Origin of the sequence: Paraflavitalea soli, assembly GCF_003555545.1 — a bacterium.
Lineage (GTDB): Bacteria > Bacteroidota > Bacteroidia > Chitinophagales > Chitinophagaceae > Paraflavitalea > Paraflavitalea soli.
Genome location: NZ_CP032157.1, coordinates 7,762,334 through 7,785,725 on the forward strand (window position 1 = coordinate 7,762,334; position 23,392 = coordinate 7,785,725).

The following is a 23,392-nucleotide window of genomic DNA, read 5'->3' on the forward strand; positions in this document are numbered from 1 at the left end:
TGTACTATCTCCAACCCTATAATATGATCATCAAAATGAAACATATCCTCCTGCTGGCAATTACCTGCTGTTTATCCTCTTTATTGTCAAAGGCCCAATTGAAATTGCCCGCCATCATCAGCGATAATATGGTATTGCAAAGCGACATCCGTGTTCCCATCTGGGGCAGTGCACTACCAGGAGAAAAGGTCCGCATTTCCTTCAAGGGAAAAACCTTTACCGCTACCACCGGCAGCGATAGTACCTGGCTGGTAAAGCTGGGCACTTACCCCGCGGGTGGGCCTTATGAAATGAAGGTAAAAGGCAACAACGAAGAGAAGATCATATCCAATATCTGGATAGGCGAAGTATGGCTGGCCTCCGGCCAATCCAATATGGAATTTGGTATCCAGAAAGACAGCCGTGGGGCTGAAGCCATCGCCAATGCTACAGACTCACTCATCCATTTTTTCTATGTGCCCATGGCTGCCTCCCTCACCAGGCAGAAAGACATAGCACCCGTACCCAATGGTTCCCTCAATGGTAAGTGGATCGTTTGTTCCCCTGAAGTGATGGCCGCCAAATGGGCCTGGAATGGATTCTCTGCACCCGCTTATTACTTTGCACAACAGATACGCAAAACCACCAACACGCCCGTAGGAATGATCGGCAGTTACAAGGGCGGCACCCCCGCACAAGCCTGGACAAGCGTAGAAGGACTTCAACAGGATACTGCATTGGCGCGCCACATAAAAAAGCGGCAGGAAATCATCAACAATTACGAAACCGTACAAAAAGAGTATCCCCAAAAGCAGGCTGCCTTTCAGGAAGCCAATAAGAAATGGCTGACAGATTCTATAGGCCCAAGACCACAGCCACCTGTAGCACCCAATGGAGGATTTGGTGCTCCGACCAATCTGTTCCATGCCATGATAGCCCCGCTGATCCCCTATGCAATGAAAGGTGTGATCTGGTACCAGGGTGAAAGTAATGGCGATCGCCTCTCCGATGCCCTGGAATATGAAACCTTATTCCCGCGTATGATCAAAGATTGGCGCCAGCAATGGGGGCAGGGCAATTTTCCTTTCCTCTTTGTACAGCTTACCAGTCACAGGCCTGCGGCCAAAACCCCGTCCGAAGGCAATTGGGCCTGGGTACGTGAGGCTCAGCAGAAAACCCTTGCTTTACCCAATACCGGCATGGCCGTAACCACCGATATTGGTGATGCAAGAGATATACATCCTACCAATAAGCTCGATGTGGGGCTGCGATTGGCCCTCGCTGCAAAGGCCATTGTCTATCGGCAATCACTGGTATATGAAGGCCCCGTTTATCAATCCATGCAGGTAAAGGGAAATGAAATACACATACAATTTAAGAATGCCGGAGACGGGCTACGGATCAAAACCGATACCATAATGTCCCAGGCGCCCTCCTTGAGTGGCTTTGGCATAGCAGCAGCCGATGGGAAATTTGTATGGGCCAAAGCCCGTATAGAAGGGAAGAAGATAATTGTGTCCAGCGATGAGGTCAAAGATCCCGTAGCAGTTCGTTACAACTGGGCCGATAATCCACCCGGTAATCTTATTAATAACATTGGCCTGCCTGCTGCTCCCTTCCGCACCGACAACTGGCCGGCCTCACCAGGTAAATGATCGCTCAAACACAAGCTCGCTATTGACAGCTCTTTGCAAAGTGAGCAGTAACATAGGATACAATTGTGGAAATATCGGCTTTGTAAAAGCCGGCGCCATTCATACAGCCACATTCAACAATATAATACGTGTCTCCGCAAAGGCAGATATCCATTACAAAAATATCATGGGGAGTGTACTCTTCACATCTGTCTTCAGCAAACGCTATCACGGAGTCCGGGCAGCCGGCCTCCTTGGTTAGCTTAAAATATTCCCGGTACTTCGATGCAGCGATTACTTGTTTATTCACGATCCATAACCGCCACTCGTATTGAATATTGTAGGGTTCTGATACAACGATTTTAGTATCCAGGTTTAGACCTGAATTCTCAATAGCTGCAAGTTGTTTGTACCATCCGGCTATTTCACTAAACATCCTCACTTCACACGAGAAAGATTTATCATCATTATTAGGTCGGATAAACAACATCTTTTCACCATCATACCCGCGTTCCATTAATTCTTTAAAGGTGATGACAGAAGCCTCAGAATTGAGCATGTGCTTACCCCATTGCTCAATATAGTTTTCCATGGAGAAAATAAGGGGATCAAAAAACAGCCCTTTCCGGTCAGGCACATGATTGTAAATAAGCCCCGTAAAGGTGGTTGACCCGTAATATATATTGCAAGGCTTTATTTCAAAGGCAGGCAACTCATTAGTGAAGGGAATAATATTTAGCTCAATGCAATTCACATTGATAAGCTTACATGCTTCCCTTAAACCTTCCAGATCATTGGGGCTCGTTACATTCTTTTGAACGATCCACTGCACAGTATTGATAGCCTGTTCCATTGATCAAAAATAGGGCTTACGAATTATATCTCTCAAATGAAAAGAGGGCATATCCCATTGGATACCCCCTCTTTCCGCTAAAGGCTAATACCTAAAAGCTAAAACCTAACACCTTCTCCCTACGGCGTATCCCACCACAATGGTGTCAGCAAACGATACTTTTCCGAATTATCTCCCACCGCTGTCGGATTGCGGTTCTGCTCATTCGTTTCATAGACCATGCCCCGTATCCATTGATTCGGATTGCCCGCATCAAAAATAACAGTGTTGATATTGGCTGGTCGTCTCAGCGATGCGCCATAGATCGCCGTGCTGTAATCCATACGCCGCATATCCACCCAGGTTTCGGGGTTCAGACATTGCGTAATGTATTTCTGGCGCATAATATGACTGAGCCCTTGTGTCAGGTTATCAAAATGCGTGGTCAATCCATCCGCATCCTGTGCCGTCCAATAGCTATTGATCTCACCAGCAGTTACACCCAGCTTTCGCATATTGGCAGTCACCCCTTCCCGGTAGGCCGCCAGCGCATCCGCTTTATTACCCGCCCGCAGATTCGCTTCCGCCTGTATCAGCTTCACTTCCGAATACGTTATAAAAGGGAAAGGAGAGGTCGTATTCGTATAATAGCCGCTCTTGCTAAACGGACCATAATCAGCTTCATTCGTAAAAGTACCTCCACCATCTTGTCCTCCGGCCAATCCGGCGCCCGGCCGCAGGCCACGGTACTGTCCATCTGAGGCAGCAGGTTTCATAATGCGACTGATGCGTGGATCCTGGTAAGCCGTTTCAGTGACCGGGAATTTCGTCAATACATTGACGAAGAATTGCGACCAGGTGAAATAACGGGGATCTGTAGCTAAGGTAAAACCGCCCCAGCTCGACCAGGGATTTTCATCCGTTTGCTGTGCGCCTGCTATATAAGCAAATTGCGCATCCATGCCATCCGCGTTGAATCCATTCTGACAGGCCGAAATGATATTGGCGCTATTGTACAGACTGCCTTTCTTAGACAGGTGATTCAAATACCTGGCCCGCAGGCTCCAGGCCAGTCGTTTCCATTTAGCCACATCCCCCTGGTACAGGATATCCCCTCCGCTGAAGTTCAGCCCCGTAGTATTGGGACCGTCAAACTTGGTGATCGCATCTGCCAGCAGCGAATCAATATAGCGATAAGCTGTAGGCCCGTCATCCATTTTGGGCAACAGGTTGATCTGTGCATTGCCATCATAAAAATCACTGGCTACAATTGATCCATATTGATCTGCCAGCATACCCAGGTTAATGGCCAGCAATACCTGGCCTGCACCGGCAAAATGCAGGTTGTTCTCTTTTTTGCCCAGTACGATCAGGTCTACGCAATTGGGCATCGTAAATACATAGGCATTTTGCCAGAAGAAATAACTCGCCGTAAAACGCCAGGTCTCTGCATTGCGGTTCGTCCCCGTTAGTAGTTTGGTGACCCCGTATTGCGTTACCCCGGCTATTTCACGCTCTCCCCGCCACATCGAGGCCCCGTTGGTAGTAGTGATCGCGCCGATCAACCGGTTATGCGCCGGCATCTCCGTAGGATTGTTGGGGTCTTTGTTCACATCCAGGAACTTTTTACAGGAGCCTGCCGATAGCAAGGCCACCGATACCACGATATATATAAGTTTAGTTTTTATGCTTTTCATAATCCGAAGTTTTAGAGTGTTATTTTCAAACTGATATCCACACCACGTGTAGCAGGAATGCCCAGGTTGTCAAAACCAAAGGAGCCGCTGCCCCCTACACCTGCGCCACTGCCCGATACTTCCGGATCAACACCCGAATAATTCGTGATCACGATCAGGTTGCGGCCCGTTACCGAGATAAACGCATTCGTGAAAGGTGTTTTGCCCAGTAGCTTTTTGGGAAGACTGTACGTAAGCGTAGCATACCGCATACGATACCAGGAGCCATCTTCCACAAAATCATAACCATTGAATGGATACAGCGTTTGATAATAATTCTGGTCCAGCAGTACCGGTTGCGTATTCTTGGCCCCGCTCGATTCTATAATGCCATCAAACACCATCGTCGAGCCACGGTTAAGCGTTTTCATGCTTAATCCCGAACGCACCAGGTAGTTCTCCGTAGCATTATAAATATCGCCCCCTACCCGCACATCCCACATAAATGCCAGCGAAAAATTCTTATACGTAAACGTATTCGTAATACCGCCTACCCAATCCGGATTACGGTCACCAATGTTCTGGTAGGTGGATTGTACCTGCGGATATCCTGCATTCGTCAGCAACAATTGCCCCGAAGCATTCCGCTTCCACACATTGCCATTAATGCCAAACAAACTTCCGTACAGGAACGCTGCACCCTGTGCCACATTGCCTGCGGCCCAGGCGTCAGACAACTCAACGCGGTCCAGGGCGCCAGGTAATGATTCAACGGTAGCCGTATTCTTGGCAACGTTCAGGTCCACCTGCCACGTGAAATCCTTTTGTTTGATCGGCGTACCATTGATCATCAATTCCACCCCCTTATTCCTGATCGAACCACCATTCAGGTAAGCCAGGAAGGAACCCGAAGAAGGAGGTGTGCGGGTGGCCAGTATCTGGTCATCAGAAAGCGTACGGTAGTAAGTAAAGTCAACACCCAGCCGGTTGTCGAAGAAACGTACTTCACCACCCAGTTCCAGGGAGTTGGTAAACTCAGGCCGGAGCGAAGGATTACCAAAATAATCATTGGAATTCAGGATAAAACCGCGTGGGTTGATCGTAAACGTATTCGTTACATTCGAGAGCGTAGTGGCCAGCACATGCGGCGGTGCATCTTTACCTACCCTGGCCCAGGAAGCCCTGATCTTTCCATACGACAATACCTTGCCCGTAACTTTGGCACCCAGTTCATCCAGCAGGTCCGTTACGACTACCGAAGTGCTGAAAGCAGGATAAAAGAACGAACGCGCGTCTACAGGCAGCGTAGAAGACCAGTCATTCCTTCCCCTTACATTGAGGTACACAATGCCTTTCCAGTCGGCACTGAGATCACCAAACAAACCAACGATCCTTCGTTGCTGTATGCTTTGCGAAACATTTCTGTCATTCGTATTCGTATTGTTGATACTGGGGAAAGTAGGGTTAATGAAATTGCGGCCATAGGAGAACCCGGTAGTCGATTTGAATACTTCTATATTGTTGCCCAGTGTAAGACTCAGGTTGATATCTTTGATCGAGTGCTTTCCTGTCACCAGCAGCGTAGACGTAGTGATCTGACTATTGCGCGAGGATTGTGAGATAGCCCCTTTTTCTTCCCCGGGGATCGTAGTGCCCGCCGCCCGGATGCTGGAAAAATTGTCCGTATAATAATCCGTCCCCAGCCGGTACGTGACGTTTAAGAATTTAAAGGGATCATAGATCGCACTGCCTACAAAAATAAACCGGTCTACCTTATCCGAGATCGGGTTGTTCTGAATACCCCAATAAGGATTGTCCGTACCTATGATCGTTCTTTGCGTTCCATCCGCGTTGAGGTAATTCCGCATGTCATCATTCCTTGGCCAGAAGATAACCCCCAGCATCGTGCCGCCACCACTGGTGGTAGTTCCTGTGGTGCCATCCCCTGCTCCTTTTCCTTGTAATACATAGCGGCGGTCCGTGTGCGCATAGCTGGCATTGCCGCCTACCTTGAATTTATCACTCAGCTTCGTATCCGCCGATATACGGAAAGACTTGCGCGTAAAGTCCGTATTCTTCACAATACCATCCTGGTCAAAATAAGACCCCGAGGCATAGAAAGTAGTACGGTCATTGCCGCCGCTGAATGAAACATCATGTCGCTGCGTAAAGCCCGATTTGAAGAAATTACCCAGGTTGTCATAGATCGTTTCCCCCGGTGAAAAAGTAGGCCCCCAACTGCCAATGGCTGCCGGATTGTACACACCCTGCTCACCTTGTTTGTACGTGCTTTGCAGATCAGGCAGCCTGTTCACATGATCGAAAGAGGCCGTACCCGAATAACTGATCACCGATTTGCCCGATACCCCTCGCTTCGTGGTAATGATCACAGCTCCCGAAGCCGCCCGCAAGCCATACAGCGCCGCTGCAGCAGGTCCCTTTAATACCGTCACACTGGCGATATCTTCCGGGTTAATATCAATAGCCCGGTTGGAAGGCGGTGCCGATTGCCCTTGCAGGTTGGTGCCCTGCGATATAGCCGTGCTGTTGTCCATCGGGATACCGTCAATAACATACAGTGGCTGGTTATTACTGCTCAGCGAGGTGCCACCCCTGATGAGCATGATCGAAGAAGCACCCGGCGCACCGCCCGAATTCGTGATCTGCACACCCGCTACTTTTCCCTGCAGCGCATTCACCAGGTTGGGCTGGTGCGATTCTGTGATCGCCTGCGCCTTCACCTCCTGTAAGGAATAACCCAGCGAGCGTTTCTGCGCAGTTACGCCAAATGCGGTGACCACCACCGCCGCTTCCGTTTTCGTGTCACTTACTTTCAGGTTGAAAGTTACCGTGGCAGTACCCGTACCGTTTACCGTCACTACCTTGGTTTGAGATTCAAAACCCACAAAAGAGGCCTCCAGGCTGTAAGTGCCCGGCGCTAGTTGGCTGTAAGTAAACTTACCGTCTTTGTTCGTCATCGTTCCTTTGTCACCGGGGGTGAGCACGATCGAAGCCCCCTCCACCGGCGCATTTTTGTCATCGAGTACAGTTCCGTTAATGTTTTGTGCAGTTGCATGTAGTGCCCCTGTTAACAGCAAAATGGTTGTCATCCGCATGATCCGGAGCAACCTTGTCATCCTTAACCGGGCATAAGCATGCCTGCGTGTGTTACAATTTTGCATACCTGTATGATGGTTTTTGGTTTAAATGCAATCGGTCTGGTACGGAAAGAGCAGGGGTATGCTGCACACGTCGGGTTCAGTAAATAACAGTAATTGTGACTGAAGCAAGGATTCGTATTGTCCAATGGTTGTAAGAATGCTGTGATTGTAGACAATATTAGTAAGACGAAACTTTTGCAACGATTGCTGCATCGGCAAGGGCCTTTGTTGGCCAAATAAAGCCTATGCTACCAAAAAAAGAAACAAATGCCGGAGCATATCTGGCAATAAAGGTACTATTATGTGGCAACGTAAGCTGGTGGAAAAGCCAAGGTGGGTCGCCCTGCGGTGCTGCTAAGTGCAGTAGGGAAGGGCGGCTCACCTTAATTTAGGAGGCTTGGTAAGTCGTTTTAAACACATTTACGATTGTGGAAATACCAGCAGTGAATGCTGACTGGCGGTGTGCAGATTGCGCCATACCCGGTTGATAGGGGTGGAGGGATCGGCCGCAGTAATCCCACAAAATGGATACAATTGATCTACCTGCTGGCGGGCGATGGTGGCCAGTCTGCGACTGGTATGACTGATTGCCCGCAACTGTTCATCAGCTACTGATTGAGTGGAGACTATGGCTTCCCAGGCGGCGTTGATGGCTGCATAAAAGAGGCTTCTGGCTGTATGCAGTTCCTGTTCTGCCCCCTGCAGCATATCCCGCAGTGGCGGCAGCGCGGACCTGCTTGTAGAAGGTCGGCTTAATTTTTCTGCAAACAACTCCCCGCAGAGGTCCAGGAAGTTCACCGCCATACCCGAATAATTGACCGCCAGCGTAGCTTCTGCAAAGGCCAGGAAAGGGAAGTGATAAACAGGATGTTCCAAAACTGCCTTGCCAGGCTGAAGTAAAAAGGTTCTGTTGGAAGGTACTGTTACTTCCTTTACTTCAAATCCATGACTGGCCGTAGCTACCATGCCAATGCTGTTCCAGTTTTTATGAATACTTACTTCCTCTTTATGGAACCAGAAGGAATATACCAGCGGATTACCTGCGGTATCTTGCAACACCACCCCATCTTTTTCTATCATGCAGTTTGCGGTGAACGCAGTAGCGTGCAAAGAGCCCGTAGCATAATTCCACTGTCCCGTAATGGTATAACCATCCTGGTTGATCCGCGCAATGCCCGAAGCCCGGCCGCTGCCAGCCAGGCAAACTTTCGGATCATTATAAACTTCCCATGCTGCCGATGGATCCAGGAAACCTACAAACCAATTGGCGCCACTGCACAGCGTAACCGTCCAGCCCGTACTGCCATCTGCCCATGCCAGGGCTTCCTCTATGTGAAGTGCTTCCGGTAAACTCAGTTCCAGCCCTCCGTATTGTTTGGGTACAAACAGATTAAACCACCCCTGTTCATAGATAATGTCCAGCTGCACAGGATGCAATTGCCTCAGCGCCTCAGCCGCCGCAGCAAAACTCCTGATGGTATTCGTTAACTCCGCCGCAATAACAGATGATGGATGTGCTGCCATATTAATGTTCAATTCAACTATCTAAAAATAAAAAGTAGTTCTTAAAAATTAAATCCGCAACCAGCACCCTTATGCCTCTGCTCCCGCGCTTCTAAATACTGGATGCTGAATACTGGATTCTTTCTTCAGTATCCTATTCCACTTGATATACCCAAACACAGCTACAATGAAAAGAAACAACGTAAGCCCTGCATACAGGGGAAGCTGTTTGTGCATCAGCAAAGGAATGGCAAAAGCATTCGATACATTTAATAATAACCAGTTCTCAATTTTTCGTTTGGCCAGCAGCCACATACCCGCCCAGGCCGTTGCACTCACCCAGGCATCCCAGTACGGTACTGTAGAAGGTGTGTATTGTTTCAGCAGAAAAGACAGCAACCCAAATCCTGCCACCACGATCAGTAATACCGTCATCCAATCCTGCCGGCTGCTCCGGCCGATCTTTACCGGCGGCTCATTTTTCTTCTTGATCCAGTACCACCAGCCATATACACTCATCACGATATAATAACAACTCAGCAGGCATTCTGCATACAGGCCCGCTTCAAACAGAATGAATATCGAAAGCCCTGTAGCTGCAATGCCCGTTGGGTAAAGCCATATCTTATTGGCTTTGGCAAAAAGTACTTCCGAAACGCCAAGCGCCAGCGCTATCCATTGTATAAAAGGCGTTTCGGCCAGTTGCTGGCCAAGTAAGGTGATCCATTCCGAAAAGTTCATACACAATAAGTTAAAATGATCGTACGAACACAAGGAGCAACAGATGCGCACAATACGCACCGGAAGTATTATTCCTCTTCCCTACGCCGGTATTATCCGGATCAGGTGTATGAAAAAAGCAGTTCTCAACTACCTGCTTCTTTCAATGGGTATAATCTCAGCCTGTTTTTCAGTTCCGCTTTAGGCAGAACAAGGCACCCCTTGAGTTGTAAGGAGGCAAAGATAGTGGCTAAAAAGAAAAAATCAGTTTTCTTTTATGGATTTAATCCCTGCCTGCATCCCACCACCATTCAATGCCAGGCACTGGTGGTGCCTGCGCAGGTCCTTTCATTTCAACCAGCAATATCGTTATGAATAGATCTTTAATATCCTGCATCATCTGTACCCTGTTTGCGTTGGCTGCTACAGCCCAGTCTTCAGTTATCGATAAGACTAAAGTGATGGATTATTTCCAGGAACAACAATTTGATGATGCCATTACCTACCTGCAGCCGGCTGTCACCGGCGATTCTGCCAACCAGCAGGCCCTGCGTTTGCTGGCCTATGCTTATTACATGAGCGAAAATGTCAAAGCGGCACAGCAATGCTATCGTAAGATGTTTGCAAACGATTCTGTCAACGTAACTGCCAATCATTACCTCGCTACCATATATTACAACCGGGACCCCGAACTGGCCATGGAGTTTTTTGAACGTCTCATCCGGCTGCAACCCAATACAGCTCCTTATTACCGCAGCCTGGGTGAACTGCTAAGCCGAAAGAAGCTGAAAGATTCAGCCTTGACCTTCCTCCACCAGGCCTATACCATGGCGCCGGGTGATGCCAGGAACCTCGTATCGCTGACAGAAGTACTCATTGATGTAAAGGATTATTGCAAAGCAGATAGCCTGCTGGAAATTGGGTTGGCCAGGGATTCTTTAAATCCTTCTTTTCTGCGGTCGCGCGTCAGGAACGCTTATGAAGCAAAGGATTATCCCAGTGTCCTATCGCCAGGCGAAAGGTTGATAAGTATAACTGAGGTGAACATGAGCGCGCTGACCAAAGTGGCGCTTGCCTATTATAATCTCCAGCAATACGAAAATTGCATCCGCGTATGCGAATACATGATGAGCGTTGGATTGGAAGTAGAAGCTGTTTACTATTATGAAGCTAAAGCATGGGCCAAACTAAAGAACTACGAAAAGAGCAATGAGTTTCTGGAACTTTGCCTGGGTAAGGCCCTGTCCAAAACAGCTGAGATGTATTATTTCACGTACGGAGAGAACTACGAAGCCACTAAACAATTCAAAAAAGCAGTAGCCGCATACGACACCGCCTTCTATCTTTTCAAAAACCCACTGGCCTTGTACAGCTGTGGCCGCATCTATGAAGTGGAATTTAAGAATGCTACCCTCGCAAGGCAATATTATACCCGCTACCTGGCGTTCGCACAACCGGTAGCGCCCGATGAAAAGAAAGCCTATGCCTACGTAAAAGAAAGATGGGGTAAGAAGCAACCGAAAAAATAATTATGCGCTATATTATCTTATCGTAAACCTCCTTTTTTCATATTAACTTGGTATAAATTGCGCGTTTTTATGAAAAAATATATCCTGTCCTTTTTAATTGGTGGCCTGGCTTTAAGCGCAAGCGCTCAACAAGCCAGGTACGTAGTGCTGGTTACCATCGATGGTTTCCGTCCCGACTTTTACATGGATGCTTCCTGGGGCACGCCCAACCTGCGCATGATGAAAGATAGTGGCGCCTGCGCCCGTGGGGTCAATAGTATATTCCCTTCCGTTACTTATCCCAATCATACTACTATAATTACCGGCGTACCGCCTGCCAAACACGGCGTTTATTACAATGCTCCTTTTGAGCCCAATGGCGCCAGCGGGCAATGGTATTTCAGCTATGATTCAATTAAGGTACCTACGTTGTTCGATGCCGTGCGCAAAGCAGGAAAGCGATCAGCCAATATCATTTGGCCCGTTACCGTTGGTGCACCCATCGATTACAATGTGCCGGATATATGGTCGCCCAAATTAAAGACAGATCGTCGCGAGATCACTGCAGCTAGCACTACCCCTGCCAGCTTGTGGAATGAACTGCAGGAAAAAGCAACCGGCACACTCGAAGCCGCCGATTTCAATATGGTGAAGGAAGAGCTCATCATGGATGAAAATGTAGCACGCATGGGCGCTTATATCATTAAGACCTATAAGCCCTCATTGACCACCTTGCACCTGGCCTGTACAGACCATTATGAACACGCAGAGGGTAGGGATGGGCACCTGGTGAGAAGATCCGTGGCGGGCGCCGATAGGGCATTGGGTACCATACTGGAGGCCCTGGAGCGTGCTGGTATCCAGGATAGCACAGTGGTGATTGTAACAGGCGATCATGGTTTTGTAGACCTTAAGAACTCTTTCCAGCCCAATGTCATCCTGGCGCAAAATGGCCTCATGAAGGATGTTAAGAAAGATGATTGGAAAGCCCAGTTCTTTAGTGTTGGCGGTTCTGCCTTTTTGCACCTGAAAGACAAGAACGACATTCAAACCCTCAACCAGGTACGCCAGTTGCTCAACAGTTTACCCGCAGAACAAAAGAGGCTCTTTAAAATAATTGAACGCAAACAATTGGATGCAATAGGAGCCGATCCCAATGCGGCCCTGGCTATTACCGCTCTCAACAATACAACTTTTGGCGGTGCTACCACCGGTGCCATTGTGAAGCCTGCCAAAGGAGGTACCCACGGATACTACCCCGATTTCAAAGAGATACAAACAGGGTTTGTGGCTTATGGCCCTGGCATATCAAAGGGAGCCATCATCAATGAAATGAGCCTTACCGATATAGCACCCATTGTGGTTCAATTACTCCGATTGGATTTCACAACAGGTAAAGTGCCTGCAGGAATATTGAAAAACAACTAACAACGACTATCAAAAAGAGGTGACACCTTTCGCCCGCGTAGCAAACGAAAGGTGTCACCTCTTCTTAGTTGAACCAATCCTATCCCTTACTCTTTCACAAACCGCTCACTGAATGGCTCTCCTCCCACAGCACCATGTACTATATATATTCCTTTCGTTAGGCCAGCTACTTGCAAAGTAATAACATTCACCCCTTTCACCACGTCCCGTTGTTCCCTCTTCACCAACCGGCCGTTCATATCCAATACCTGTATCGATATACGTTCCTGCTGGCTACTATTCACCGATACATTCACACTGGTAGAAACCCGCGTAGGATAAACATGCAACGAAACCTGACCAGAAGAGCGATTTTCCAATTTGATCACCTTGCTCAATTCCGACCTTCCGTCTGCATCCACCATCCGCAGGCGATAATATCCCACAGCCAGTGCATTCCTATCTTCAAATGTATATGTCTTCACCAGATCACTGTTGCCACTGGCAGCCACCGATCCAATAGTTGTATACTGACTGCCATCCGCTGATCTTTCAATATTAAATTGCTTACTGTTTATTTCTGCTGACGTTTCCCAGGTCAATACAGCTTTATCGCTGGTGATAGTGCCGGAAAATGAAAGTAGCTTCACTGGTAACATGAATCCGTTAAACGAGGCACGCGCAGGATTATTAACCAGGTACAAAGGTCCTGTAGCAAATTGGTTGTATTCAAATACTGCCACATGATAGGACTTTCCAGGTAGCAGGTTCGTAATCGTCACATTATCCCCTGTACCACTATGCACAGCATAGTTGCCATTACCCAGCTGATCACCGCTGCCAAAAAAGGTATTGGCGCTGTACGATACATTATCAGCAGGCAGCGCATCCACTGCAGTGCCTTCTTTTACCAGCACCAGCCTTTTTTGTCCGCTGCCATTTGACCAGCTCAGCGTGAGCGCTGTGCCCACACCCGCATTACTAAAAGTAATTGTACTGGCAGGAGCCGTGGGAGGGCCGAGTGTGGTGGCACTATTCACAGCCGTGAGTGATGTGTTGTGGACTGGTCCCGAAAACCCATTGTATTCAAAGACCGCAAAATAATAAGTAGTACCCGGCGTGAGATTGGTCACCGTTACATTGCTGGCAGTACCTTTAAACACACAATAATGCTCAGGTCCCACCAGTGTGCTGGGCGTACCAAATGAGGCATTGTTGCTATACATTTGAAGGTCCTGCGGCGTAATGCTTACAGGTGCACCTTTTCTGGCTATGACCATCCTGCTGGCCCCATTGCCATTCGTCCAGTTCACATTGATACTGTTACTGGCAATTGAGGAAAATAAGACCGTTTTAGCCTGCACCGTTGGTTGACCGATAGTTGCCTGGCTGCCCGCGGCAAAACTACTGGTCAGGTACCGTGTATTGACCCCGCTTCCATCATACTCAAAAACCGCGAAATGATAAACCGTATTGGGTAGCAGGTTTGTAATAGCTGCTTCCGGGAAAATATTATTGTTTAGTACAAACTCTCCCGGGGCAATTTCCTGGCCGCTGCCAAAAACAGTATTGCCCGTATATGTAACCCCTTCCTGCGGCCTTGCACTAACGGGGGCACCCTGTCTGCCGATCAATATCCTTCTTACCCCGTTGCCTATGGTCCATTTCACCGTCATTTTGTTGCCTTCAGTACCCTGGTAGTTCAGATCGCTGGAGGCTACTGACGGCCTTTCAAGTGTAGTCTGGCTTCCTGTCAGAGCGCCGGCTGTAAGGTATACAGGCGCTGAAGAGCCATTGTATTCAAATACCTTAAAATGGTATGTGATGCCCGGTTCCAGGTTGGTGATCGTAGCCGTATTGCCACTGTTATTGTACACCACATAATTGCCTGTACCCAATTGAGCGCCTGTGCCAAAACTGGCATTGCCCGTATAACTGCTGAGGTCTGCCGGTGTTGCATCTACTGCACTGCCGGCTTTAGCCAGTACGAGACGATTGCCACCATTGCCTTTTACCCAGGCGAGTGACAGTGAACTCCCGTTAATATTGTTAAAGCTGAGTGCGGTACTATTGGTGGTAGGTGCGCTGATCGTTCCTTGACTGCCGGCCAGGTAAGCGTTCGTAAGATAATAATTACCACCACTGATATTGTTGCATTCAAATACTGCGAAATGATACGTGACACCCGGTACCAAATTACTTACCGTCACATCATTGCTGCCACCATTGTTATAGACTACATATTCACCAGGCGCTACTTGTTGACCCGAACCAAGCAATGGACTGGCAGTATAGTTTGTATTATCCGTGGGTTTGAACGACACGGCTTCTCCTGCACGGGCGATCACAAGCCGCCTGTTACCGTTCCCCGGCTGCCAGGTCACTTTCATTTTGTTTCCCTCAAGATTGGTAAACTGCATATTGGTAGCCGCCTGTGTAGGCGCCTGTGAAGTAGAAAAAGAAGCCGTAGGATAGCCTGTAGTAATATAAACAGGTTGCGTACTGCCATTGTATTCAAATATGGCCACATGGTAGGTGGTGCCACCCGACAGGCCAGATACCGTAACTGTATTGCCATTGTTGGAGTATACTGAATAGCCGCCGCCGATAGTAGCGCCGCTGCCAAATCCGGCAGAGCCAGAATAGGTTTTAAGGTCTACCGGTAACGCGTTTACCGGATCTGTGCGTCGCACCACCACCAAACGTTTGGCCCCGTTGCCATTTTGCCATTGGATCGTTACAGCACTGGATTGCAGGTTGCTGAAACTAATATTGGAAGCTGCCTGTGTAGGAGCTGATACCGTGCTTTGCGAAGCTGTAAGCCCGGTAGCAGTAAGATAAGCCGTTCCTGTTCCTGAACCATCAAATTCATATACCGCAAAATGATAAGTAGTACCGGGCGTTAATCCCAATACATTATAAGAATTGGAAAGTCCGCTCGACAATATAAATTCACCGGGTTTAATTTCTTGTCCAAGTCCAAAAGTAGTATTGCCCGTGTAGGCGACCCCTTCCTCGGGAACTGCCGTTACCGGTCCACCTTGTTTGGCGATGATAATCCTGCCTGCTCCATTTCCTTTTTGCATACTGATCCCCAGCCGGTCTCCCTCAACAGTTGTAAAGGAGAAAGCAGAGGCTGGCACAGTAGGCCTGGGTAATGTTGTACCTGAGATGCTCGCCGGGTTGGTAGTAGCATACACAAAGCCCTGGCTGCCGCTGTATTCAAAGATCGAAAAATAATAAGTTGTACTGGGTTTGAGGTTATCTATCGCAACTGATTCACCGGTTCCTTCATACACCACATAATTGCCATTGCCAATTTGTGATCCCGATCCAAAAGAGCTATTGGCTGTATAATTGACCAGGTCTGTAGGATTCACATTTACTGCGGCCCCTTCACGCGCTATGACAACACGGCCACTGCCATTACCCTTTTTCCAGCCAAGGCTCATCGAATGCCCGATGATATTACTCAGCACCGGTAAGGTGGGTTGAATAGTGGGGGCCGATAAAGTGGCATGACTGTTCCGGGCCGGATTGCTTGCGAGGTATTCTATCGTAGCGCCCGTGCCGTTGTATTCAAATACTGCCACATGATACGTATTGTTGGCAGTCAAACCCGTAAGCGTAAAGCTATTGCCTGTGCCATTAAAAACGATAAACTCCCCGGGCGCTATTTCATTGCCTGCACCCATTGTGGCACTGGCATTATAGTTGATGCCGTTTTGGGGAGTAGCCGTTACCGCCCCATCTTTACGCGCAATGACAATGCGGTTGGCGCCATTGCCTTTTATCCACTGTACCGCCATGCGGTCGCCATCAATAGACGAGAAGGTCACATTCGTAGCGGGTGTGGTAGGCGGAGCCCATGCCCCGTTAGGAAGATGTGCAGCCAACTCCCCGGCCATCAGCATAAATAATAAGATCGATGTAATAAATGTTTTCATAAAAAAAGCTTGCTAACAATTCCTGTTAAAAGATTGATGTTCATTATGGGCGCAAAAGAACGGGAAAGCAGTAGCGGGTAGAATAGCCTGCTGCATGAATTGGGTCTTTAAAAGAATGATTTGTGAAAACTATGTATGGCGAAGTCCGCTTTCGACGCACAACTTGTCCGGCTTCGCAGGATGGCTCGTAGCTCGCAGCTCATAGCTCGCAGCTATTTCTTGTACATCTTACCGTTTCTCTTGCTCATATCCCCTGCTGCTCCTGCAGTCTCAAAAAATAGGGGTAATTTTATACAAATCATCCGCACATGGAAGAGTCAGATAAACTGAAAAGAGTAGTGGAGGCGCGCATGAAACTCAAAGCCCGCTTTGAAGATAAGATACAGTCCACCCCTTCTGTGGCCGACAATAAGCCACTCGGCTCCGGTAATCCCAACCGCCATGGTATGCCTGTAGTACCCGTGGGGCAGGTGCTTACCAAAAAATGGCCCGTTCTCGATCTCGGCATCCAGCCCGAGATCTCCCTGAGCGAATGGCGGCTCGTCCTCGATGGCGAAGTAGAACATCCCGCCGAACTGACCTGGGATGATTTCATGGCCCTGCCACAAACCGATGATACCTCCGACTTTCACTGCGTTACCACCTGGTCCAAACTTGACATGAACTGGCGGGGCGTTCGCCTCCTCGATCTCGCGGCCCTTGTGCAGCCCAAAGACAACGCCACCCATATATTATGTTATGGGTATGATGATTATACCACCAATGTTTCCCTCGAAGAAGCCCTCAAGCCCGATGTACTCCTGGCGCATACCGTAGAAGGCAAGCCCTTGCCCAAAGAACACGGTGGCCCTGTACGCATGATCACCCCGCAACTCTATGCCTGGAAAGGTTCCAAATGGATAAACCGTATCCAATTCTTACCCCACAATGTATTGGGCTTTTGGGAAGAGCGCGGCTATTCCAGCACCGCCTACCCCTGGAGAAATGACCGTTATAGTTAACCATTCACTCCTGAAAAATTGACGAAGATCATGTAATAGGCACTTTTCGTACCTCTGTTAGCTTCAGTTGGCCACGATTACATCACCATTGTGTAAAATCCGTGGTTCTACGTTTGTATGTATTGCATTATCCACTTATATTAGTGTTGTAATTCTTCGGCCTGCATTAGTACCACCTTCCTTTTATCCCATCCTTCCTACGAAAATAGATTCGCTGCATACCCGGTTTGTATTGGCCTCAATAGCCTGATTGTCCTGTTAGCACAAGGAGAAAGTTTATTAGCTATTAAACACCTATGCCTGTCAACGACATCATCAATGTATTGCTAGCTGCTGCACTGTTTGTTATAAGTGCGGCAGGCAGTATTGTCTTCCTGGTAAAATATATCAGGAGATCACGTAAGTCTTACACACACAATCAACAACTGGCCGGCAGCGAGATGGAAGCCCAGCTCCTCAAAACCCAACTGGAATTACAAGAGCAAACATTGCAGCACATCAGCCAGGAAATTCATGACAATATTGGCCAGGCCCTCACCTTTGTAAAGCTCAACATCAACACCATCGACCTCTATAAAATGGAGGAAACACAAAACAAACTGGCTGAATCCAAAGCCCTCATCTCCAAAGCCATCCAGGACCTGCGCAATGTGGCCAAGACCATCAATACCGATTTTATCAAAGAGGCCGGCCTTGCTGCCTGTATAGAATACCAGCTTCATTTCCTGGAAAAAACAGGCTTGTACACTACCCGGTTCCACATGTCTGAGTCCTGGTGTAAAGGCCTGCCCGAAACCGAACTGGTGTTATTCCGGGTGGTGCAGGAATTGCTGAACAATATTGTAAAACATGCAGAAGCCACTGCTATCGAAGTGAAACTCGAATGCTTTTCCGGTAAACTCCTCATCACTGTAGGAGATAATGGGAAAGGGTTCATTCCCTCCGCACAAGTATTGACCGATGGTGAAAAAGGACTTGGCCTCGGCAATATGAACAGGCGCATAGCCATTGTTCAGGGCAGGATACTCATAGACAGTACACCCGGAACTGGTACTACCGTAATGATAGAGGCGCCACAAAAAAGCTACAACAGCCACAATCCAGCTAACAAAAGCAGTGATATATACAACTTTTCCCCTGCCTGAGGCCACTATCTTTGTAACACATTAATATTACCCATATGGCAGCAGAAGAACACATTGTGAAGATCCTGGCAGCTGAATTTGTTACCCATAATGTTCGTCGTTTTACTTTGGAGAAGCCCGAAGGGTATAAGTTTGAACCAGGACAGGCCACCGAGATCAGCATCAATAAGCCCGATTGGAAAAATGAGCGCCGTCCTTTTACATTTACCTGCCTGAATGAGTGGCCCCATCTTGAATTTACCATCAAGATCTACACCGACCACTCCGGCGTCACCAATGAGTTGGGTAAGCTGCAGCCCGGTGATGAACTCCTATTACACGATGTGTGGGGTACCATTCATTATAAAGGTCCTGGTACCTTTATTGCCGGTGGGGCCGGTATAACCCCCTTTATTGCTATTCTGCGGCACCTGCACAAAACAAACCAGCTCGCCAATAGCCAGCTCATTTTCTCCAACCGCACCGAAAAGGATATTATTCTGCGCGATGAATTTACCGCCATGCTGGGCAGCCGGTTTATCAATACCCTCACACAGGAAAAGACCACCCAATTCGACAACCGGAAAATAGATGCCGCCTACCTCAAAGAGAAAGTGCAGGATTTCAACCAGTATTTTTATATCTGCGGACCCGATGCCATGGTCGATGAATTGGAAACAACCCTCCTGGCCCTGGGTGTGCCAAAAGATAAAGTGGTGAGGGAGCAGTTTTAGGAGGTGTACGCGACTTGTAGCATAGCGTATCAAAAGTGTATTTGTGCCCCATCGGGGCTACCGCTTTGTAGCAATCATCGTATTTTTTATTAACCACAGCCCCTTTAGGGGCTGCACTCTGCGGTCCGTGCTTACGGTGCTGGTTCTTCAGGCGGAGCAGATTGATCAGGATTTTTTTTCTTTAATGTTCCTTTGCGTTCTTTATAAATCGTATTCTTTGAAGATTTATGCTTAATAGGAGTAAGCATATGCTTTGCAGCAGCTTGCTCAATGCGGCTAAGCCTCTCCATTTTTAATTGTGGATCTCCGTTAACCTCTTTTTCGATCTCGTATTCAACGTATGCTTTAAAATAAGCATAGTGTTCTTTTGCTATCAACAATGTCTCTTCCCGTTGCTTGATTTCATATCTCTCTTTGTCTTCATTGACGATGAAATTGTCTCGCAACCCTTTCGCGCCATCTGAAGTAAGTTTTTTGAAATATTCACGTATTTGCTTTTGAAAAGTAATGTACTTACTTAAATAGTCTATTACGTTTTGTCTGGGGTTATCACTCATTTTTTCATTACGCAACGTACCAGCGCTATAATCAATAGAAAGCGCTGCTTGCGCCATAGATATATCTAAGTCATCAAGCTCTTTGAATAAACCTGCGAGTATCTCTTTCCTGGAAGCCGACTGCTCCTGTTTTAAAGTTTCGTCCTGTTCTGCGCTTTCTCCCAAATCGAGGTTTTTATTTTAATTATTGTAAAAAAATGTTTGAAAATGTCATATTTGACCTATATTTGCTCTGTAATTGTCACTTTTGATCAGTACTCATAAGACCCAATATGAAGCTTACAGTCATTGCTTTATCCAAAGTGAATACCCCCGCCGTACGGCGCGAACTATCAGGCATATTGCAATGCACAGAACAAACCATCATCCGTTACATTCGTAAAAACGAACATAACGGCCCACTCACCACCCTGGGGGCGATGGAGCTCATACGGAAAATGACAAAGCTAACTTACGAAGAAATAATTGAAAGGGGCATTGTCAGGAAGACAGTCTTAGCGGAAAGGAACAAAAAAGCCGGTTAGAGGCCGGCTTTTTTGTAATTCCTAATGAGTAATGCTTAATAGGACTATTATATCCAAAGCTATACGTACACATTGTAGTATAGCCGTAATTGCACGGAGGGTTTCTTTGCATCCTTCGGAATCGTTGGGATATTTTTTCATTTTTATCTATTTGGCAACTTTTGCAGAAGAGGATCTTCTCTTCAGGGGAGCCAATATTTTTACGGTACCGTATGTATACAGTACATAACATTTTCACATCGGCTCATGCTATTAGCACATAGCCCAATAATACTTTACCACCCGCCAGGCATGGTAATAAGCTTTCTTTTATCAAATTGGGAAATCACGGAGCGCTAACAGTAGCCGTGCATTACTGTGCTTTTCTTTTAATCACTGAGGATCATTGACCAGCGAAAGGAATGCTACTATTGGTCAATGCAAAGGCAAGATAAACAAAAAGTACAATTGAAAACATTTGGAGTAGGTCTTTTTTTACAGGTAGATTAATCCTATCAATATCCTAAATCCAGCAAATCGTGGTTCAGGGATCAAGTTGAAAAATTGGGGCATTCGTATAACGAGTGTAGTTTTCTTTATGATCCTTCCGCCTGAATTGTTTATCCCGCCTTCGCCATTGGAGCAATTCAAAAGAGGGCCGTTCAGCAGGAATATTTTTAAATAAGCCCTTGGCTGCAGGTCCCACACTTGGCCTTGCCCGGCGATAAGATGGCCTTAATACCGTTGCAGGAGCTTCTTCAGGCAGTTGTACGCCAACATACTTGTTAGAAAGGTATTCCATTATATCCGTGGCCGACCACCCATACCTCAGCCAGGTCATCACTTCTCCGGTGATCTTGCAGCGGAGCTTATGTTTTTTGTATTGTAGTGGTACCAATGCATATACCTTCAATGCAATGGGCGAAGCTTTGGCCAGCAAGGCGGCATACTGCATGGTCTTGCGAAAGGCGGGATCTTTTTTAACTCGCTTGCCGGTCAGTGAACTGCGGGAACGCATATAGTACTTCCCAAACATGAAGTATACGGTGACAGGTCCGTAAGTGCCAATAAACGAAGGTGTGGAGGTAAGTCGTGCCATAACATTCTTTTCCTAAAGGTAGAGAGTTGGCCAGGGTGAGCAACAGGCGGCTAACACAAACCGTTAAGTTCTGTTACATTCTGTCATATTCAGTTAGAAATAACCATTTAAAGTCACATTTTAACAAGCACCAGTGTTACCTCAGGACGGGGTTTGACAGGGGCCATATTCGGGTCTCGTTCGAGGCATGTTCGGTGATAAAGCGCATTTCATGCACCTTAGGGATGAATTGAATGCTGGCTTGGCTTGTTTTGTTTTTGGGCATGGTTTGAGCCGGCCTAAGCGGGTACCGAACGAGTACCGAACAAGATACGACTCAGACCCAGGCAAGACCCGAAGAAAAGCTACTGCGCTTTCGCGTTTAGTAGGTGCAGGCAGGAGGCTAGGCTATTTGAATAACGAGGAGTTGAAAAAGTCTTTCAGCGGTAGATCGAAGGCAAAGTCCACTTGGTTTTTGCCAGTGGTCTCACGTAATTCTTTTAATCGTTCAGTGATCTGTTTTAATACAAATCAACTTTGCTTAGTATCACAGCCATTTATTCTTCGGCAAATAAAGGGGAATCAAAAAAATCGCTGAGAGTAATGCCCATCACTTTACAATACTTGTCAATAGTATAAATCGTAGCACCTCTGCCATTTTCAAGTCTGCTTACAACTTGTTTATCTACGCCAAGATCGTAAGCAAATTCTGTTTTATTTTTGCCAGTGCTTTCCCTTATCTCTTTTAATCGCGAAGCAATTTTGTCTTTCAGCTTTGCGTCATCTTTACTTAGTCTTTCTGCCATCCACTAATGTGGCTGTTCTTTTAAAAAAAGTAGACAACCAAATGGTTGTCATTATCGGAAAATACATATCTTTATATCGCCAACCAATCACAGGCACATCTTACAAGTCTTGTTCCGCGAATCTGACAGTTCAAATGGTCGCAAGCGTAAGTTAAGTGCCCAATCGCTATATTTACATATAGGGTTGGGCCTGCTTATATTCCTTTGTGACCAGTGCCGAAAGGCATGGCTTTGTCAGAGCCCGTGGACAAAGGGATGAGTAGGTTCCAGCCTTATGTGTTTCACACTTCCATCAAACACAATGGTCAGCTCGTTTCCCCTACAGACTTGATTTAACAGCATAGCTTATCCGCTATCTAACCACTAATTGTTAACCACGTTAATCAGGTCTATGCCTACCCGCAAAAAGAAAAGCACAAAGCCCGGAAAGACATCCGCATTGCCAGAACTTACCCAACAACATTTCCTGAAACTACTCGAACAGTTTTTCGAGAACTACCACCTCAATGAAGTAGACCAGCATTTGTGGGACTGGCTGGTGGCCGCTCTCACACGTGAACATTGCATCTACTCCAGCGCCACGGAACGGGCCAACCTCATCTTCCTGTATGAAAACCTAAAGGATCTGTTCAAAGAATTGTGGCGCCTACACAACAACCGGCAACATAAAGCCGCACACTAATTGACGCAATAGTCTGTGTGGCAACTGACCAACCCTTATTCCGGACAATTCGGACAATTCGGCCATTTCCGGCCATCACCGTTGGTCTTCCTACGTCGCCTTGCTAAATTTGTTCAGGCTTTATCGCAAAAGACATTACGACAGTAGATTTCATTTTTTGACAGGATTGGAACAGTTTCAGCAAGGACAGGCTTAAAAACAACAGCAGATCGGGCCACCTCCAGCCGTAGTCTGGCCGTAGATCAGCCGTAGATCAGCCGTACTTCTGCCGTACATAAGCTATGAAAATAGCGTAGTAGAGAAAAACAGCAGTTTTTAACACAAAACAGCCCTGCTTTATCATGCTATCTCAAAAATATCGCCGCTCCCAATGGCTGTCCATATAAATCAGTTCTTTGAAATCCCACATAGCACCATGTAGTCGAAAGCAGTCATTTTAGTCGATAATGGTCAAAACAGTCACACACATCTGAAATATCATCCCTGGCTATGTAAATTTGCTGGTAATACGGCCTTCTCCGGAAGGGGAGTTGAAGGGTA

At 47.3% G+C, this 23,392-nt stretch carries 18 protein-coding genes; 9 read left to right on the forward strand and 9 right to left on the reverse strand.

Annotation, left to right across the window (positions count from 1 at the left end):
- Positions 1 to 23: 23 nt before the first annotated feature.
- Positions 24 to 1,634, forward strand: coding sequence for a sialate O-acetylesterase (locus D3H65_RS29860; RefSeq protein ID WP_119053816.1), 1,611 nt, complete (start codon positions 24 to 26; stop codon positions 1,632 to 1,634).
- A 19-nt stretch (positions 1,635 to 1,653) separates the two neighbouring features.
- Here the strand turns inward: D3H65_RS29860 and D3H65_RS29865 are convergent, their stop codons facing one another.
- The 5 genes from D3H65_RS29865 to pnuC all read right to left on the reverse strand — a co-directional run bounded on the left by D3H65_RS29865 (position 1,654) and on the right by pnuC (position 9,526).
- A complete protein-coding gene (locus D3H65_RS29865; protein ID WP_119053817.1) occupies positions 1,654 to 2,466 on the reverse strand; it encodes an ATP-grasp domain-containing protein in 813 nt (270 codons plus the stop codon).
- A gap of 119 nt (positions 2,467 to 2,585) precedes the next feature.
- The gene (locus D3H65_RS29870; protein ID WP_119053818.1) at positions 2,586 to 4,142 is read right to left on the reverse strand and encodes a SusD/RagB family nutrient-binding outer membrane lipoprotein; all 1,557 of its coding nucleotides are present in this window, start codon (positions 4,140 to 4,142) and stop codon (positions 2,586 to 2,588) included.
- Between the two features lie 11 nt (positions 4,143 to 4,153).
- On the reverse strand, positions 4,154 to 7,303 hold the full coding sequence (locus D3H65_RS29875) for a SusC/RagA family TonB-linked outer membrane protein (RefSeq protein WP_119053819.1): 3,150 nt from the start codon (positions 7,301 to 7,303) through the stop codon (positions 4,154 to 4,156).
- Between the two features lie 399 nt (positions 7,304 to 7,702).
- The gene (locus D3H65_RS29880) at positions 7,703 to 8,806 is read right to left on the reverse strand and encodes an acyl-CoA dehydrogenase family protein (protein WP_119053820.1); all 1,104 of its coding nucleotides are present in this window, start codon (positions 8,804 to 8,806) and stop codon (positions 7,703 to 7,705) included.
- A gap of 69 nt (positions 8,807 to 8,875) precedes the next feature.
- A complete protein-coding gene (gene pnuC / locus D3H65_RS29885; RefSeq protein ID WP_119053821.1) occupies positions 8,876 to 9,526 on the reverse strand; it encodes a nicotinamide riboside transporter PnuC in 651 nt (216 codons plus the stop codon).
- A gap of 15 nt (positions 9,527 to 9,541) precedes the next feature.
- Between pnuC and D3H65_RS33610 the strand changes: the two genes are divergently transcribed.
- The 3 genes from D3H65_RS33610 (at position 9,542) to D3H65_RS29895 (ending at position 12,441) form a co-directional block, all read left to right on the forward strand.
- Positions 9,542 to 9,880 (forward strand): hypothetical protein, encoded by a 339-nt coding sequence (locus D3H65_RS33610; protein ID WP_449406363.1) that lies wholly within the window; start codon positions 9,542 to 9,544, stop codon positions 9,878 to 9,880.
- Positions 9,877 to 11,034, forward strand: a complete 1,158-nt coding sequence (locus tag D3H65_RS29890; RefSeq protein ID WP_162915878.1) for a tetratricopeptide repeat protein — start codon at positions 9,877 to 9,879, stop codon at positions 11,032 to 11,034. The genes D3H65_RS33610 and D3H65_RS29890 overlap by 4 nt, the downstream gene beginning before the upstream one ends.
- A gap of 69 nt (positions 11,035 to 11,103) precedes the next feature.
- The gene (locus D3H65_RS29895) at positions 11,104 to 12,441 is read left to right on the forward strand and encodes an alkaline phosphatase family protein (RefSeq protein ID WP_119053823.1); all 1,338 of its coding nucleotides are present in this window, start codon (positions 11,104 to 11,106) and stop codon (positions 12,439 to 12,441) included.
- Between the two features lie 86 nt (positions 12,442 to 12,527).
- On the opposite strand, the gene D3H65_RS29900 is transcribed toward D3H65_RS29895, so the two are convergent.
- Positions 12,528 to 16,367, reverse strand: coding sequence for a T9SS type A sorting domain-containing protein (locus tag D3H65_RS29900; protein WP_119053824.1), 3,840 nt, complete (start codon positions 16,365 to 16,367; stop codon positions 12,528 to 12,530).
- Between the two features lie 308 nt (positions 16,368 to 16,675).
- Between D3H65_RS29900 and D3H65_RS29905 the strand changes: the two genes are divergently transcribed.
- The 3 genes from D3H65_RS29905 to D3H65_RS29920 all read left to right on the forward strand — a co-directional run bounded on the left by D3H65_RS29905 (position 16,676) and on the right by D3H65_RS29920 (position 19,226).
- A complete protein-coding gene (locus D3H65_RS29905; RefSeq protein ID WP_119053825.1) occupies positions 16,676 to 17,368 on the forward strand; it encodes a sulfite oxidase-like oxidoreductase in 693 nt (230 codons plus the stop codon).
- A gap of 296 nt (positions 17,369 to 17,664) precedes the next feature.
- On the forward strand, positions 17,665 to 18,513 hold the full coding sequence (locus D3H65_RS29915; protein ID WP_119053826.1) for a sensor histidine kinase: 849 nt from the start codon (positions 17,665 to 17,667) through the stop codon (positions 18,511 to 18,513).
- Between the two features lie 35 nt (positions 18,514 to 18,548).
- Complete coding sequence (locus tag D3H65_RS29920) at positions 18,549 to 19,226, forward strand: FAD-binding oxidoreductase (protein ID WP_119053827.1); 678 nt, start codon at positions 18,549 to 18,551, stop codon at positions 19,224 to 19,226.
- 131 nt (positions 19,227 to 19,357) lie between these two features.
- Here D3H65_RS29920 and D3H65_RS29925 read toward each other — a convergent pair whose 3' ends face one another.
- Complete coding sequence (locus D3H65_RS29925; RefSeq protein WP_119053828.1) at positions 19,358 to 19,948, reverse strand: hypothetical protein; 591 nt, start codon at positions 19,946 to 19,948, stop codon at positions 19,358 to 19,360.
- Positions 19,949 to 20,055: 107 nt separating this feature from the next.
- On the opposite strand from D3H65_RS29925, the gene D3H65_RS29930 reads away from it, so the two are divergent.
- Positions 20,056 to 20,307 (forward strand): hypothetical protein, encoded by a 252-nt coding sequence (locus D3H65_RS29930; RefSeq protein ID WP_119053829.1) that lies wholly within the window; start codon positions 20,056 to 20,058, stop codon positions 20,305 to 20,307.
- A 523-nt stretch (positions 20,308 to 20,830) separates the two neighbouring features.
- On the opposite strand, the gene D3H65_RS29935 is transcribed toward D3H65_RS29930, so the two are convergent.
- Together D3H65_RS29935 and D3H65_RS29940 are read right to left on the reverse strand one after the other, a co-directional pair.
- Positions 20,831 to 21,385 carry a hypothetical protein gene (locus tag D3H65_RS29935; protein WP_119053830.1) on the reverse strand — a complete coding sequence of 185 codons (555 nt, stop codon included), beginning with the start codon at positions 21,383 to 21,385 and terminating at the stop codon, positions 20,831 to 20,833.
- A 536-nt stretch (positions 21,386 to 21,921) separates the two neighbouring features.
- Positions 21,922 to 22,170, reverse strand: coding sequence for a helix-turn-helix domain-containing protein (locus D3H65_RS29940; protein WP_119053831.1), 249 nt, complete (start codon positions 22,168 to 22,170; stop codon positions 21,922 to 21,924).
- Between the two features lie 391 nt (positions 22,171 to 22,561).
- Between D3H65_RS29940 and D3H65_RS29945 the strand changes: the two genes are divergently transcribed.
- A complete protein-coding gene (locus D3H65_RS29945; protein ID WP_119053832.1) occupies positions 22,562 to 22,852 on the forward strand; it encodes a hypothetical protein in 291 nt (96 codons plus the stop codon).
- Positions 22,853 to 23,392: the final 540 nt, after the last annotated feature.

Bases quoted from the DNA above. Each gene is read 5' to 3' on its own strand.
- D3H65_RS29860 (WP_119053816.1), top strand. From the start codon at position 24: ATGATCATCAAAATGAAACATATCCTCCTGCTGGCAATTACCTGCTGT.
- D3H65_RS29865 (WP_119053817.1), bottom strand. From the start codon at position 2,466: ATGGAACAGGCTATCAATACTGTGCAGTGGATCGTTCAAAAGAATGTA.
- D3H65_RS29870 (WP_119053818.1), bottom strand. From the start codon at position 4,142: ATGAAAAGCATAAAAACTAAACTTATATATATCGTGGTATCGGTGGCC.
- D3H65_RS29875 (WP_119053819.1), bottom strand. From the start codon at position 7,303: ATGCAAAATTGTAACACACGCAGGCATGCTTATGCCCGGTTAAGGATG.
- D3H65_RS29880 (WP_119053820.1), bottom strand. From the start codon at position 8,806: ATGGCAGCACATCCATCATCTGTTATTGCGGCGGAGTTAACGAATACC.
- pnuC (WP_119053821.1), bottom strand. From the start codon at position 9,526: ATGAACTTTTCGGAATGGATCACCTTACTTGGCCAGCAACTGGCCGAA.
- D3H65_RS33610 (WP_449406363.1), top strand. From the start codon at position 9,542: ATGATCGTACGAACACAAGGAGCAACAGATGCGCACAATACGCACCGG.
- D3H65_RS29890 (WP_162915878.1), top strand. From the start codon at position 9,877: ATGAATAGATCTTTAATATCCTGCATCATCTGTACCCTGTTTGCGTTG.
- D3H65_RS29895 (WP_119053823.1), top strand. From the start codon at position 11,104: ATGAAAAAATATATCCTGTCCTTTTTAATTGGTGGCCTGGCTTTAAGC.
- D3H65_RS29900 (WP_119053824.1), bottom strand. From the start codon at position 16,367: ATGAAAACATTTATTACATCGATCTTATTATTTATGCTGATGGCCGGG.
- D3H65_RS29905 (WP_119053825.1), top strand. From the start codon at position 16,676: ATGGAAGAGTCAGATAAACTGAAAAGAGTAGTGGAGGCGCGCATGAAA.
- D3H65_RS29915 (WP_119053826.1), top strand. From the start codon at position 17,665: ATGCCTGTCAACGACATCATCAATGTATTGCTAGCTGCTGCACTGTTT.
- D3H65_RS29920 (WP_119053827.1), top strand. From the start codon at position 18,549: ATGGCAGCAGAAGAACACATTGTGAAGATCCTGGCAGCTGAATTTGTT.
- D3H65_RS29930 (WP_119053829.1), top strand. From the start codon at position 20,056: ATGAAGCTTACAGTCATTGCTTTATCCAAAGTGAATACCCCCGCCGTA.
- D3H65_RS29935 (WP_119053830.1), bottom strand. From the start codon at position 21,385: ATGGCACGACTTACCTCCACACCTTCGTTTATTGGCACTTACGGACCT.
- D3H65_RS29940 (WP_119053831.1), bottom strand. From the start codon at position 22,170: ATGGCAGAAAGACTAAGTAAAGATGACGCAAAGCTGAAAGACAAAATT.
- D3H65_RS29945 (WP_119053832.1), top strand. From the start codon at position 22,562: ATGCCTACCCGCAAAAAGAAAAGCACAAAGCCCGGAAAGACATCCGCA.